At 71.9% G+C, this 12,698-nt stretch carries 12 protein-coding genes; 6 read left to right on the top strand and 6 right to left on the bottom strand.

The window, feature by feature from the left end:
• Nucleotides 1-109 precede the first annotated feature (109 nt).
• A complete protein-coding gene (locus ACIHCM_RS25405) occupies nt 110-802 on the bottom strand; it encodes a response regulator (RefSeq protein WP_399899984.1) in 693 nt (230 codons plus the stop codon).
• A 215-nt stretch (nt 803-1,017) separates the two neighbouring features.
• On the opposite strand from ACIHCM_RS25405, the gene ppdK reads away from it, so the two are divergent.
• Nucleotides 1,018-3,717, top strand: coding sequence for a pyruvate, phosphate dikinase (gene ppdK, locus ACIHCM_RS25400; RefSeq protein ID WP_399899981.1), 2,700 nt, complete (start codon nt 1,018-1,020; stop codon nt 3,715-3,717).
• Between the two features lie 44 nt (nt 3,718-3,761).
• Complete coding sequence (locus ACIHCM_RS25395; RefSeq protein WP_399899979.1) at nt 3,762-4,253, top strand: pyridoxamine 5'-phosphate oxidase family protein; 492 nt, start codon at nt 3,762-3,764, stop codon at nt 4,251-4,253.
• A gap of 47 nt (nt 4,254-4,300) precedes the next feature.
• Here ACIHCM_RS25395 and ACIHCM_RS25390 read toward each other — a convergent pair whose 3' ends face one another.
• Together ACIHCM_RS25390 and ACIHCM_RS25385 are read right to left on the bottom strand one after the other, a co-directional pair.
• The gene (locus ACIHCM_RS25390; RefSeq protein ID WP_399900333.1) at nt 4,301-4,963 is read right to left on the bottom strand and encodes a helix-turn-helix domain-containing protein; all 663 of its coding nucleotides are present in this window, start codon (nt 4,961-4,963) and stop codon (nt 4,301-4,303) included.
• A 44-nt stretch (nt 4,964-5,007) separates the two neighbouring features.
• The gene (locus tag ACIHCM_RS25385; protein WP_399900330.1) at nt 5,008-6,078 is read right to left on the bottom strand and encodes a zinc-dependent alcohol dehydrogenase family protein; all 1,071 of its coding nucleotides are present in this window, start codon (nt 6,076-6,078) and stop codon (nt 5,008-5,010) included.
• A 216-nt stretch (nt 6,079-6,294) separates the two neighbouring features.
• Between ACIHCM_RS25385 and ACIHCM_RS25380 the strand changes: the two genes are divergently transcribed.
• The 4 genes from ACIHCM_RS25380 (at nt 6,295) to ACIHCM_RS25365 (ending at nt 9,340) form a co-directional block, all read left to right on the top strand.
• Entirely contained in the window at nt 6,295-6,687 is a 393-nt protein-coding gene (locus tag ACIHCM_RS25380; protein WP_399899976.1) for an STAS domain-containing protein, read from the top strand.
• A gap of 202 nt (nt 6,688-6,889) precedes the next feature.
• Nucleotides 6,890-8,410, top strand: a complete 1,521-nt coding sequence (locus ACIHCM_RS25375) for an FAD-dependent monooxygenase (RefSeq protein WP_399899973.1) — start codon at nt 6,890-6,892, stop codon at nt 8,408-8,410.
• A 50-nt stretch (nt 8,411-8,460) separates the two neighbouring features.
• A complete protein-coding gene (locus ACIHCM_RS25370) occupies nt 8,461-9,072 on the top strand; it encodes a TetR/AcrR family transcriptional regulator (RefSeq protein WP_399899971.1) in 612 nt (203 codons plus the stop codon).
• Nucleotides 9,073-9,127: 55 nt separating this feature from the next.
• Nucleotides 9,128-9,340, top strand: a complete 213-nt coding sequence (locus tag ACIHCM_RS25365; RefSeq protein ID WP_399899968.1) for a hypothetical protein — start codon at nt 9,128-9,130, stop codon at nt 9,338-9,340.
• 48 nt (nt 9,341-9,388) lie between these two features.
• On the opposite strand, the gene ACIHCM_RS25360 is transcribed toward ACIHCM_RS25365, so the two are convergent.
• From ACIHCM_RS25360 to ACIHCM_RS25350, 3 genes are all read right to left on the bottom strand, one after another.
• Nucleotides 9,389-9,922 carry a MarR family winged helix-turn-helix transcriptional regulator gene (locus ACIHCM_RS25360; protein ID WP_399899965.1) on the bottom strand — a complete coding sequence of 178 codons (534 nt, stop codon included), beginning with the start codon at nt 9,920-9,922 and terminating at the stop codon, nt 9,389-9,391.
• Nucleotides 9,923-9,961: 39 nt separating this feature from the next.
• A complete protein-coding gene (locus ACIHCM_RS25355) occupies nt 9,962-11,074 on the bottom strand; it encodes a PP2C family protein-serine/threonine phosphatase (protein ID WP_399899962.1) in 1,113 nt (370 codons plus the stop codon).
• 231 nt (nt 11,075-11,305) lie between these two features.
• Nucleotides 11,306-12,604 (bottom strand): cation:proton antiporter, encoded by a 1,299-nt coding sequence (locus ACIHCM_RS25350; RefSeq protein ID WP_399899959.1) that lies wholly within the window; start codon nt 12,602-12,604, stop codon nt 11,306-11,308.
• Nucleotides 12,605-12,698: the final 94 nt, after the last annotated feature.

Raw genomic sequence — 12,698 nt, 5'->3', positions numbered from 1 at the left:
TCCGGTCATCTGCCACGGTATAAGCCCTGGGGAGGGTGCGGCACCGGGTAGGGGCAAATGGCCTGAAGGGGACGCGGACGGTGCAGCGCCCGCCGGGCAGCGCGCGCTCTCACCGTCCTTGCTGCCTCAGCCGGTCCTGGGCCTGCGTCGCGATGACGGCTGCCTGGATGCGGCGTTCCACGCCGAGCTTGGCCAGCATGCGGGAGATGTGGTTCTTGACGGTCTTCTCGGCGAGGTAGAGCCGCTGCCCGATCTGCCGGTTGGTCAGGCCCTCGCCGATGAGGGCGAGGATCTCCCTCTCCCGGGCGGTCAGCTGAGGCAGGGCGTCCGGCTCGGGCTCCGGTCGCTGTCCGCCGCGCAGTCGGGCCATCAGGCGGGTGGTGGCGCTCGGATCCAGCAGGGACTGGCCGCGGGCCACCGTCCGGACGGCGGAGACCAGGTCGGAGCCCTGGATCTGCTTGAGCACGTACCCGGACGCGCCCGCCATGATCGAGTCCAGCAGGGCCTCCTCGTCGTCGAACGAGGTCAGCATCAGACAGGCCAGGTCCGGCATGCGCGAGCGCAACTCCCGGCAGACGCTCACGCCGTCGCCGTCCGGCAGCCGGACGTCCAGCACCGCGACCTGCGGACGCAGGGCCGGCACCCGGACGAGGGCCTGCTCGGCGGTGGCGCCCTCGCCGACCACGGTGATGTCCGGCTCGTCGTCGAGCAGGTCGCGGACCCCGCGGCGTACCACCTCGTGGTCGTCGAGGAGGAAGACGCGGATCGGGGTCCCGGCGCCGCTGCGCTCGCTGTCCGGCATGGCACGCTCCTGTCGTACGCCGCCGTCCCCGTCGGACGCGGTCGGCTTCCGTGCTCAGGATCTTGCTCGCATCCGGGTCGAAGGGCCAGGGCCGGTCGGCCCTGTTCTCCCCCGAGCCGGGACCGTCCGGCACCTGCCCTCGCGCCCGCGCGCGTCCGAGGCTGGAGTCGGGCCGGACCGTCGGGGCCCGGCAACGGAAGGCAGGGCAGAGGATCATGGTCCGCTACGTGTACGACTTCGCCGAGGGCGGCCGTGGCATGGCCGGCCTGCTCGGCGGCAAGGGCGCGAACCTCGCCGAGATGACCCGCATGGGCCTTCCGGTGCCGCCCGGCTTCATCGTCAGCACCGAGGCCTGCCGGGCCTTCCTGGCCACGGGCGCGGAGCCCGAAGGCATGTCCCGGGAGATCTCCGCGCACCTCTCGGCCGTCGAGGCCGCCGCGGGACGCCGCCTCGGGCACCCGGACGATCCACTGCTGGTGTCGGTCCGCTCCGGGGCGCGTCCCTCCATGCCCGGCATGATGGAGACGGTCCTGGACATCGGCCTCGACGACGCGTCCGTCCTGGGCCTGGCCGAGGCCTCCGGGAACGAGCGCTTCGCCTGGGACTCGTACCGGCGCCTTGTGCAGATGTTCGGCAGCACGGTCATGGGCGTCGAGGCCTCGCTCTTCGAGGAGGCCATGGCCGTGCTGAAGGAGGCCCGTGACGCCCCGGACGACATGCACCTGGACGCCCGCGACCTCGCCGAACTCGTGGAGATGTTCAAGAAGCTGATCTACGACGCGACCGGGCACGACTTCCCCCAGTCCCCCGCCGAGCAACTGCGGCGCGCGGTGCTCGCCGTCTTCCGGTCCTGGAACGGCGAACGCGCCCGCCTCTACCGGCGGCGCGAGCACATCCCCGACGACCTGGGCACGGCAGTGACCGTCCAGCGTATGGTCTTCGGCAACCTCGGCCCCGACTCCGGCAGCGGCGTCGCCTTCACCCGCGACCCCGTCACCGGACGCCCCGGCCTCTACGGCGACTACCTCCCCGACGCGCAGGGCGAGGACGTCGTCGCCGGGGTCCGCAACACCGTTGCGCTGACCGAGCTGCGACGGCTGGACCCGCACTCGTACGACCAACTGCGGCAATACGCGCAGGCGTTGGAGAGCCACTACCGGGACCTGTGCGACATCGAGTTCACCGTCGAGCGGGGCCGGCTGTGGATGCTCCAGACCCGCGTCGGCAAGCGCACCGCCGAAGCCTCCTTCACCATCGCCGCCGAGCTGGCCGACGAGGGGGTCCTCACCCCCGACGAGGCCCTGACCCGCGTGAGCGGGGACGAACTGGCCCGGCTGATGTTCCCGCGCTTCGACACCTCCGCGACCGGACCCGTGCTCGCGCGGGGCGTCCCGGCCTCGCCCGGCGCCGCGGTGGGCGCGGTGGTCTTCGACTCCGCCACGGCCGTACGGCGCGCCGCCACCGGGGAGAAGGTCGTCCTCGTACGCCACGAGACCACCCCCGACGACCTGCCCGGCATGGTCGCCGCGCAGGCGGTGCTGACCAGCCACGGCGGCAGGACCAGCCACGCGGCCGTGGTCGCCCGCGGCATGGGCAAGGTCTGCGTCTGCGGCGCCGGGGAACTCCGCGTGCACGCCGGCACACGGAGTTTCACCACCCTTGACGGCATCGTCGTCGAGGAGGGCACGGTCATCTCCGTGGACGGCACCGCCGGTGCCGTGTACCCGGGGGCGGCGCCGCTGGTGGACTCGGCGGTCACGCGGTACCTGGAGACGGGCGAGCGGTCCGGCGATCTGACCGAGGCCGTGGCCGGAGCGCTGCAACAGGCCGACGCCGTAAGGCGGCTGGAGGTGCGGGCCAACGCCGACACCCCCGAGGACGCCGCCCGCGCCCGCCGGTTCGGCGCGCAGGGCATCGGCCTGTGCCGCACCGAGCACATGTTCCTCGGCGAGCGCCGCAAGCTGGTCGAGGAGATGATCCTGGCGCGCACGGACCACCAGCGGCGCCGCGCACTGGCCGCGCTGCTGCCGCTGCAACGCCGGGACTTCATCGGCATCCTGGCGGCGATGGACGGCCTTCCGGTCACGATCCGCCTCCTCGACCCGCCGCTGCACGAGTTTCTTCCCGACCGCACCGGACTCGCCGTGCGCATCGCGACCGCGGAGGCCCGTGGCGGCCTGCCCGACCCGCACGACGTCGAGCTGCTCGAAGCGGTGAGCCGCATGCACGAGGAGAACCCCATGCTCGGCCTGCGCGGCGTCCGCCTGGGCCTGGTGGTTCCGGGCCTGGTCGCCATGCAGGTACGCGCCGTCGCCGAGGCGGTCGTGGAGCGCACCCGGGCCGGTGGCACCCCGCTCGCGGAGATCATGGTGCCGCTGATCGGCTGCGTCGAGGAGCTCCGGCTGGAACGCGACGAGGTGGAACGCGTGCTGGCCGAGGTCTCGGCGGAGACCGGCGTCCCCGTGCGCTGCCCGGTCGGCACCATGATCGAGCTGCCCCGGGCCGCGCTGACGGCGGGCCGGATCGCCGAACAGGCGGACTTCTTCTCCTTCGGCACCAACGACCTGACCCAGACCACCTGGGGCTTCTCCCGCGACGACGTCGAGGCCGAGTTCTTCTCGGCCTACCTCGACAAGGGCATCTTCCCGGCCTCCCCGTTCGAGCGCCTGGACCGCGAGGGTGTCGGCCGGCTGGTCGAACTCGCCACCGCCGAGGGCCGCGCCGCTCACCCCGGGCTGAAGACCGGCGTCTGCGGCGAGCACGGCGGCGACCCGGACTCCCTCCACTTCTTCCACGCCACCGGGCTGGACTACGTCTCCTGCTCGCCGTTCCGCGTCCCGGTCGCCCGGCTGGAGGCCGGACGGGCCGCCCTCCGGCCTCCGGCCGACAGGGTGACAGGGGCCGAGCGGCCCTGACACTTCCGCAACCGCACGGCATCGCCTGAACGGACGAGCACGCGATGAGTGACGAACCAGGACGAGAGATCGGCACGGCCGCTCCGGCCGCGCGGCCCGGGCTCGCGGGACCGCGCCGGAGCGTCGCGCTGGACAGTGCCGAGGCCCTGCGGCTGCTGGGCAGTGTGTCCGTGGGCAGGATCGTCTTCACCCGGTGTGCCCTGCCGACGGTACGCCCGGTCAACCACGTCCTGGACGGCGGCGGCATCGTCATCCGCACCCATGAGGGCGCGGCCCTGACCCTGCACACCCAGGACGCGGACGCCCGGGACGTGGTCGTCGCCTACGAGGCGGACGCCATCGACCCGGAGACCCACCTCGGCTGGTGCGTCGTGGTCACCGGCTTCGCGCGCCTCGTGACCGACGCCCGGGAGCTGGCCCGCTACCGGGCGATGCTGCACCCGTGGGTGCAGCAGACGATGGACTACGCGGTCCGCATCAGCCCCGACCTCATCACCGGCATCCGGCTCACCGTCCCGGACGAGACGACCGTCTGACCGACGTACGGCCTGACCGACGTACGGCCCCGGGCCGGCCCGCAGTGTCAGCGGGATTCGATGCGGCGGCCGGTGATGCCGACGGGGTCGATCCGCACCCACACGTCACGCCGGCCTCCGGCCCAGGGCATGCTGTACGCCCTCGCCTCCAGCCGGCGCACCTCGTCCGGCTCGGTCACTGCCTGGGCGGTGCCGCGCACCAGCACACTCCAGCCCTGGCTGAGCGCGTCGTCGATCCGGTCGACCTCGAAGGCGACCAGGCTCCCACGAGCCTGCCAGGGTGTGGTGCCGGGCGCGGTCCGGAAGACGATCTCGCCGTCGACGACGCCGTAGTTGACGTGAACGATGGCGGGACCGGAGGGGGTGGACACCGCGATCCTTCCCACTCCGTGCGTGCCGATCAGCGTCCGGCACTCCGTCGCGCTCAGCTCGGTGAACCGGCGGTGCCGTGCTGCCCGGCCCAGGCCGGGCGGCAGATCGACGTTGCCGCCGGAGAGGTCCGTCACGGTGGTCCCGAGAGCTCCGGCGAGCCTGAGCAGCACACCGGCGTCCGGCGAGGCGGCCGGTTCCTCCTCCAGGTACCGCAGGTAGCTCGCGGACGTCCCCGCGCGCGCGGCCGTCTCCCGCCGGGTCAGACCGAGTTCGGACCGCCGCTGGGCGATCCGCCGGCCGAGGTCCCCTCGCGGGGAGGAGTCCGCCTTCTTCCACATCGCCTGCTCGGGCACAACAGCTCACTTCCTCCGTGTCAGGCGTGTCAGGCCGGGCGGACGGCGACGACATCGTGCTGCGGCTCGCCGAGCACCACCTTGAGCGCGCCGGTGTCGGCGGCCCGGGCGAAGACGTCGTACGCCTCCTCCATCTGTTCCAGCGGGAACGTATGGGTTACCAGCTGCGAGGTGGGGAGCCGGCCGGCGGCCGTCATGCGCAGCAGGGTGGGCGTGGAGTACGTGTCGACCAGTCCGGTCGTGAGGGTGACGTTCTTGATCCAGAGGTCTTCCAGGTGCAGGGTCGCGGGCCTGCCGTGCACGCCGATGTTGGCGACGTGCCCCCCCGGGCGCACCATGCGCGTGCACAGCTCGAAGGTCTCCGGTACGCCGACCGCCTCGATGACGACGTCGGCGCCCAGCCCGTCGGTGAGATCGGCGATCAGCTGTTCGGGCCGCTCGCCGGCGTGGGCGACGGCGTCCGCGCCGAGCCTCTTGGCGGCGTCCAGGCGCGAGGCGGCCAGGTCCACGGCGACGATCCGCTCGGGTGCGAACAACCGTGCCGTGGCGATCGCCGCCAGACCGATGGGACCGGCGCCGACCACGACGACGGTGTCTCCGGGCCGTACGCGCCCGTTGAGCACGCCGACCTCGTAGGAGGTCGGGAAGATGTCCGCGAGGAGCACGGCGTCCTTGCTGTCCACCGCGCCGGGCAGCGCGTGCACGGACAGGTCGGCGCACGGGACCCGGACGTACTCGGCCTGGGTGCCGTCGATCAGGTGGCCGAGGATCCAGCCTCCGCCGCCCCGGCACTGGCCGTACATGCTCTCCCGGCAGTAGCGGCAGCGGCCGCAGGCGGTGATGCAGGAGACGAGCACCCGGTCGCCCGGCCGTACGGTGCGTACGTCGCCGCCGGTCTCGACGATCTCGCCGACCGCCTCGTGTCCCAGCACCGTGCCGGGACGCACCTCGGGCACGTCGCCCTTGAGGATGTGCAGATCCGTCCCGCAGATGGTCACCGCGTCGACCCGCACGATCGCGTCGGTGGCGTCTTTGACGGCCGGGTCCGGGACGTCCACCCAGGCGGACTGTCCGGGACCGTGGAAGACGTATCCCTTCATCACGGTTCCCTCCTCGGGGCGAGGACACGGGTGCCGTACCGGCCCCACAGGTCCAGGCTCACTCCCCGCCACCGGGATCCGCTTGGGCCGGTCGGCCCCCGTGCGCGACCGACCGGCCGAGGGCCGCCTCCCCCGGGCCCACCGGCCCCACGGTCGCCTGCCGGTAGGGCCCGGCCGGCCCTACCGCACCCGGCGGAATCAGGATGGTCTACGGCTGTGTCCGAAATTCTGATCAGGGCCACGCCCCGCACCACCGAACGTGTCGTCGGAGACACGACGATCGTGGAGCTGAGCGGCGAGATAGACATCTTCACGGCGCCGCGCATCGGCGCCCGACTGAACGTGCTGTGCGCGCGTCCGTTCCCCGACCTGGTGCTGGACCTGCGCGAGGTGTCCTTCATCGACTGCAGCGGGCTTGGTCTGCTGTGCCGGGTCTCCAACAGCGTCCGCGCCCGGCACGGCCGGCTGCGGCTTGTCACGGACAGTCCGCGCTTCCTGCGAATCCTGCGGCTCACCGGCCTGTCCGGTGCCTTCGAACTCTGCGGAGGGCTCCAGGACGCCCCTGCCGCTAGCCCCTGCACGGGCGCCGCTCACCTGGCAGGCGGCTGAGAGCCGGTGCCCACAGCGGGCCGTGCGTCCCCAAGACCGTCCCCCGGGCCCTCCCGCGGGGAAGGGGGCAACGACCCTGAAGGCACACGCAGTTGGGGGCGACCCGTGCCGCACACGAGTCCCGCTCGGGCCTCCCCTGACATCTTCGCCCTGAATAGTGTTAGCCTCTAACAGTAGTTAGTCACTAACGCCAGGAGCCGGGATGTCGGATACGACCGTTGTCGTGGCCGGAGCGGGGCCGACCGGGCTTGCCCTGGCCTGCGCGTTGAGGGCGGGCGGGGTTCCGGTCCGGGTGCTGGACGCGGCGGAGCACCCCTCGGCGACCTCGCGAGCGCTCGGACTGCAGCCCCGGGGTTCGGAAGTGCTGGACCGCCTCGGCGCTCTGATGGATCTGCCGCAACGGTCGGTGCAGATCGGGCAGGTGATCACCCACGTCAACGGTGAGCCCATGGCGCGGCTGAAGGTCGGCGGTCGCACCAGGCTGGTGACCAGGCCCGGACTCCTCATCTCCCAGGCCGAGGTGGAGGCCCGGCTCCGGCAACGTCTCGCTGGACTCGGTGTCGAGGTGGAGTGGGGGCGCGCCGTACGTGCCGCCGACCAGGACGGCGGGGGCGTGCTCGTGGGAACGGACGACGGGGAGGTGCGAGCCGACTGGCTGGTGGGGTGCGACGGTGCGCACAGCCGGGTGCGCAAAGCGGCAGACATCGGATTCCCGGGGGTCGCCGTCATCGAGCGCTTCCTGCTCGCCGATGTGAGAGCAGAGCTTCCGCTGCCCCGGGACGCCGTCTCCGTATGGCTGCGCGGGAATCAGATGGTCGGCGCATTTCCGCTGCCCGGTGACGACGTGTGGCGCCTGATGGCGCCCGCACCCGCGGGCATGGCGGAGGACCTCGGGCCCGGTGTCCTGCTGACCGTACTGACCGGCGTACTCGAGGACCACGCACGTCTTCCCGCGGTGGCGGTGCGCGAGACGCTGTGGACCTCCACCTTCCGTATCCACCGCCGGCTGGCCTCCACCTACCGGCGCGGCCGGATCCTGCTGGCCGGGGACGCGGCCCACATCCACAGCCCGTTCGGCGGCCAAGGCCTGAACACCGGTCTGGGCGACGCGGAGAACCTGGCGTGGAAACTCGCCCTCGTCGCCACCGGGCGGTCCGGGACCGCGCTGCTGGACACCTACCAGGCCGAGCGGCGGCCCATCGCGCGGGAGGTGCTGGAGTCGACCAGCGCCATGACCCGCATGGTCGTCGGAGAGACCGCGCTCGCGCGGGCGGTGCGCGACCGCGTCTTCGTCCCGCTGATGAACCAGCCGTTCGTCCAGCGGCTGATCTGGGAGAAGTCCTCCCAGCTGAAGGTCACCTACCGCACCGGCCCACTCGCGCCCCGCTCTCTCGCCGACTGGGCCACTCGCGGGCCGCACACGGGCGACCGGGTCCCTGACCTCGAATGTGTGAGGGAGGAAGGCACTCCGACGCGTCTGCACGCGGAGCTGGGGTCACGCTGGGTGCTTCTCCTGCCGACCTCGGGCGCTCACCCATGCGTCGCGACGGCCCGCCGGCACCTCGGCGACGACCGCGTCATGACGGTGCTGACCCCCGACGTCGCCCGTGACGAGCGGATCATGCTGGTGCGGCCGGACGCACACCTGGCCTGGCGTGGCACCTCATCGGCCGCACTGGGCCGATGGCTGACACGCGCACTCGGCGACGACCAGGTCCGATGACCACACCGGGTACCTTCGCCTGGACCTGACGCACAGAAGGGAATCCGGCCATGAATCCGCACCCGGCCGCGCCGGCGGGCCTGCGTCAACGCAAGAAGGCGCAGACCCGCCGGACCATCCAGGAGCAGGCCCTGCGGCTGTTCCTCAGCCAGGGATACGAGAACACCACCGTCGAGGAGATCGCGGCCGCCGCCGGGGTCTCCCACATGACGTTCTTCCGTCATTTCCCCACCAAGGAATCAGTTGTCGAAAGCGACGACTACGACCCGATGATCGTCCGCCTCATCGAGGCACGCCCCCAGGAGGAAGACCCGCTCACCGCCTTGCACAGGGCACTGGCCGAGGGCCTGGCCGCGGTCTACACGGCCGACAAGGAGGCACTGCTGGTCCGCACCCGCCTCGTCCTGCGGACACCGGCACTGCGCGCCCGCGTCTGGGAGAACCAGCACGCCACCGAACGCCTGTTCGCCGACGCCCTCGCGGCCCGGCTCCGGACAGAAGCCACGCTCAGCACCCGCGTCCTCGCCGCGGCCTCGCTGGCCGCACTCACTACGGCACTCACCCACTGGGTGGACAGCGACGGCACCGAGGACCTGCCGTCGCTGGTGGACCAGGTGTTCCGCATCCTGGGGTCAGGAGACTTCTCCGGAAGCCGCACATGACGGTGGCGGCCGGCTGCGGTGCTGCGTCGCCGCCGCACGGCACTATCATTAAAGAATGCGTAAAGCGATGGGCAAGGAACATGAAACCGGCCCCCAAGGCGAGCTGACGTGCCCGATCTGCAAGCAGCCGCTCGACATGACCGACAAGCGGCGGCGCAAGACGCTCGGGCTCTTCGTGCCCGTCCGGCGCCCAGGACCCTGCCGCAACCCCGACTGCCCCGAGTACCTGGAGAACCCGGAGTGGACCTCGTCCCCGGAGCACTCGTAGCGCGTCCCGGCCGGTCCAGCGGCGCACCACGGCCCGCCGCAGCTGCCCTCAGGCACCCTGCCCGAGCGAGGTGTCGCCCCAGCCCAGCGGGTGCGGCTCCGTCTGGTCCACCGCCAGGACCGGTGGCTCCCCGCCCGCCTCGTTGAAGGCGGTCAGCGCCTCGACAAGGGCGGCCCGCTGGTCCGGCGCAAGCCGTTGGACGATCGCGGCGACCTCGGCGTGACGCCGGGCCGTGACGTCCGCGACCGTTCGCCGCCCCTCGTCCGTGAGCTGCAGCAGCGTCTCGCGTCGATTCCCTGGGTTGACCTGCCGGACCGCGAGACCGGCCGCGATCAGCCGGTCCACCATGCGCATGGCCGTCGACGGCGCCACCTGGAGCAACTCCGCGAGCGAGACCAGTTTCATGGCACCACGGCTGTACAGCGCCACCAGCATCCGGAACTGCGGCAGCGTCACCCCCTCCTCGACCGCGGCCAGAGAGCGGGCCGACACCGCGACCAGCAGCCGCGAAGCCGTCAGCACCGCGCCGGTCACGGCATCGACGTCGTCCTGGTGCCCCACGGGCATCTCACGCTGCGGCATGGGTCCTTTCTACCGTGCGGAAGTGACCGGCCACTCCGCTCACCAGCACGATTTTCCTCCCTCATGACCGTGCAGGCCCTCCTGGTGGGGCCCGTGGGCGTGGTACCGCAAGAGCAGCATCGCGGCGTCGTCGTGCGGCGGCGCGGCGGCGTGGCGGACGAGATCCTCGCGCAGAGCCTCCAGCGCGGCGCGGGCATCGGCGTCCTTGAGCAGATGCGCCCGCTCCCCCAGCGGGTAGAAGGCGCCACCGGGGTCCCGGGCCTCCGTGACGCCGTCGGTGTACAGCAGCAGTTGCTCGCCGGGCACGAACGCCACCCGGTAGGGCTTCGGCCCCTCGCCGCCGTGCGCGCCCAGGCCCAGTGGCAGCGCGTACGCGGGCGGCTGCGGGAAGTCGGCCGTTCCGTCCCGGCGTACGACCATGGGGGCCGGGTGGCCGTAGGTGAGGAAGACCGCCTCGTGGTCCGTACCGACCTCGGCGAGGATCGCGGTCACGAACTTCTCTCCCTCCAGCTCGCGTGCGACGCTGCGCTCCAGGCGCTCGCCGAGGCCGACCAGGTCCGGTTCGTCGTGCGCGGCCTCCCGGAACGCGCCGAGCACGACGGCAGCCGTCTCGACCGCCGCCAGCCCCTTGCCCTGGACGTCGCCCACGATGACCCGGATCCCGTGCGGCGAGGCGACCACCTCGTAGAGATCTCCGCCGATCCGCGCCTCGGCGACCGCCGACGTGTACGACACGGCGGCCTGCAGCGGTCCCGCGGTCAGCGGCACCGGCCGGAGCAGGACGCGCTGAGCCACTTCCGCGATCGAACGCACGCTGGCCAGCTCCGCCTCCCGGCGGCCGCGCATCACGGCCGCGGCGACACCCGCGCACGTCACCCCGGCCACGGAAGCCATCGCCGTATAACCCCGGCGACCGTCGAACAACCCGTCGTACAGACCCAGCCCGGCGCACAGCACCAGCGCCAGGAGACCGATCCACGCCGTACGCCGCCACCCACCGACCAGTCCGGCGAAGGCGGGCCCCAGCGAGACCAGCGGCAGGAAACCGACCTCCGGTCCGGCGACGACGTCGACGACCGCCACCACCGCCATCACCACGATCGGCAACCATGCCAGCACCTCCGAACTCGCGGACGGTTTCTCTGCGGCCATGCCTGCTCCAACGGTGTCGCAACACTTGAGAGCCGCCTTCCTCAGGCACCCCTCCCCATCTTTAGACTATGCAAAGATGCACGTGCGAGGTGTCGTCGCCGCCGCGCCTTTATCCAATCGAGGCCACCCGACCCGATCGACGCCTCGGGCCGTGCGGCCCGACCCGGCACCTGCGCGCGGCCCGCCGTCTGCGCGCGTTCACGGTGTCCCCGCGGAGGGAACCGAAGCCGCCTACCGCGAGGCAGGCCGGTCCGTCTCCTGCGTACCGCTCGATGCGGCCCGGCAGTCCACCCGGCCTTCGGACGAACGGCGCTCCTCCTGCTGAGGGGCGGCCCTCGGGGGCTCGGCCGGGATGCCCACGAGGTCGTCGACATCGAAGGCACGGGCGATGGGCACGTCGGTGGAACTGTGGGCGACGATCGAGAAGGCGATGCACACCGCGATCAGGGTGAACGCCTCCTCGGCCTGCGCGATGCCGGACTGCAGCACCAGCAGGCCGTAGACCACGGAGGCGAAACCCTTGGGGCCGAACCAGGCCGCCACCAGCTTCTCCTTGCGGGAGAACGACGTGCCGACCAGGGAGAGCAACAAGGAGGCCGGGCGGATCAGGACGATCGCCAGGACGACCGCCACATAGCCGCCGAAGGACAGGTCACCGAAGAGCTGAGGAGTCAGCAGGGCGCCGAAGACCAGCAGTGCCGCGAACTTCGCCAGCTCCGCCAGCGCCTCGCCCAGGGGTTCGAAGGCGGCCTTCGCCTCGGGTGAGAGGTGCACGACGGCCGCACCCGCCGAGAAGGCCGCCAGGTACGGGTTGGCGTGGGTGAGGTGGCAGGCCGCGTAGAGGATGACGCCCGTCGCCAGCGGCAGAAGGGGCTGCAACTTCGGCTCCGCGCCCAGCAGCCTGAAGCGCACCAGCCAGTTGACCAGCAGCGGCAGCGCAATGCCGAGGGCCAGGCCGAGCAGCAGCTCCAGAGCGATCTTCCCCGGTGAGGCTTCGGCGCTGCCGGCGGCCGGACCCGCGGCGGCGATCAGAACAAGGACCACGGGCAGGGCGAGGCCGTCGTTGATGCCGCTCTCCACGTTCAGCAACTGGCGCAGTTTCGCGGGGACTTCCCGGCGGCTGACGATGGCCGAGGCGAACACCGGGTCGGTCGGCGCCAGCACGGCTCCGACCAGGAACGACGTCGTCCAGTCCAGGCCGACCAGGAAGTGCGTCACCAGCGCCATGAACAGGAACGCGAGTGGCATGCCCAGGCCCAGGGCGCGCAGGGGATTGCGCCAGCCGGCGCGCAGCTTGGGCAGTGAGACGTGCATGCCGTCGGTGAACAGCACCGCGAAGAGCGCCAGATCGGCCGTCACCGACACCAGTTCGCTGTCCGGCGTGATGTGGATCAGGCCGAGGAACCCGTCACTGACGAGCGCACCGCCCGCCAGGAAGAGGAACGAGGTGGACAGGACGGTCCGGGCCGCCAGGCCGGACAGAAGCACTGCCACCAGCAGCGCGACACCGAAAACCGCCACGAGCACCATGCCGGAACCCCCGATCGTGAGAGAGACCAATCCCTGCTCGCCGACCAGGCTTCCCGGCACACCGCTGGGAACCCTACACGTCCTTGACGCGTCT

This window comes from Streptomyces sp. NPDC052023, from assembly GCF_044548465.1.
Classification (GTDB): Bacteria; Actinomycetota; Actinomycetes; order Streptomycetales; family Streptomycetaceae; genus Streptomyces.
This window is presented reverse-complemented; position numbering and strand designations above follow the sequence as displayed.

Bases quoted from the DNA above. Each gene is read 5' to 3' on its own strand.
- ACIHCM_RS25395 (WP_399899979.1), top strand. From the start codon at position 3,762: ATGAGTGACGAACCAGGACGAGAGATCGGCACGGCCGCTCCGGCCGCG.
- ACIHCM_RS25405 (WP_399899984.1), bottom strand. From the start codon at position 802: ATGCCGGACAGCGAGCGCAGCGGCGCCGGGACCCCGATCCGCGTCTTC.
- ACIHCM_RS25385 (WP_399900330.1), bottom strand. From the start codon at position 6,078: ATGAAGGGATACGTCTTCCACGGTCCCGGACAGTCCGCCTGGGTGGAC.
- ACIHCM_RS25355 (WP_399899962.1), bottom strand. From the start codon at position 11,074: ATGGCCGCAGAGAAACCGTCCGCGAGTTCGGAGGTGCTGGCATGGTTG.
- ACIHCM_RS25390 (WP_399900333.1), bottom strand. From the start codon at position 4,963: ATGTGGAAGAAGGCGGACTCCTCCCCGCGAGGGGACCTCGGCCGGCGG.
- ppdK (WP_399899981.1), top strand. From the start codon at position 1,018: ATGGTCCGCTACGTGTACGACTTCGCCGAGGGCGGCCGTGGCATGGCC.
- ACIHCM_RS25375 (WP_399899973.1), top strand. From the start codon at position 6,890: ATGTCGGATACGACCGTTGTCGTGGCCGGAGCGGGGCCGACCGGGCTT.
- ACIHCM_RS25370 (WP_399899971.1), top strand. From the start codon at position 8,461: ATGAATCCGCACCCGGCCGCGCCGGCGGGCCTGCGTCAACGCAAGAAG.
- ACIHCM_RS25365 (WP_399899968.1), top strand. From the start codon at position 9,128: ATGCGTAAAGCGATGGGCAAGGAACATGAAACCGGCCCCCAAGGCGAG.
- ACIHCM_RS25360 (WP_399899965.1), bottom strand. From the start codon at position 9,922: ATGCCGCAGCGTGAGATGCCCGTGGGGCACCAGGACGACGTCGATGCC.
- ACIHCM_RS25350 (WP_399899959.1), bottom strand. From the start codon at position 12,604: ATGGTGCTCGTGGCGGTTTTCGGTGTCGCGCTGCTGGTGGCAGTGCTT.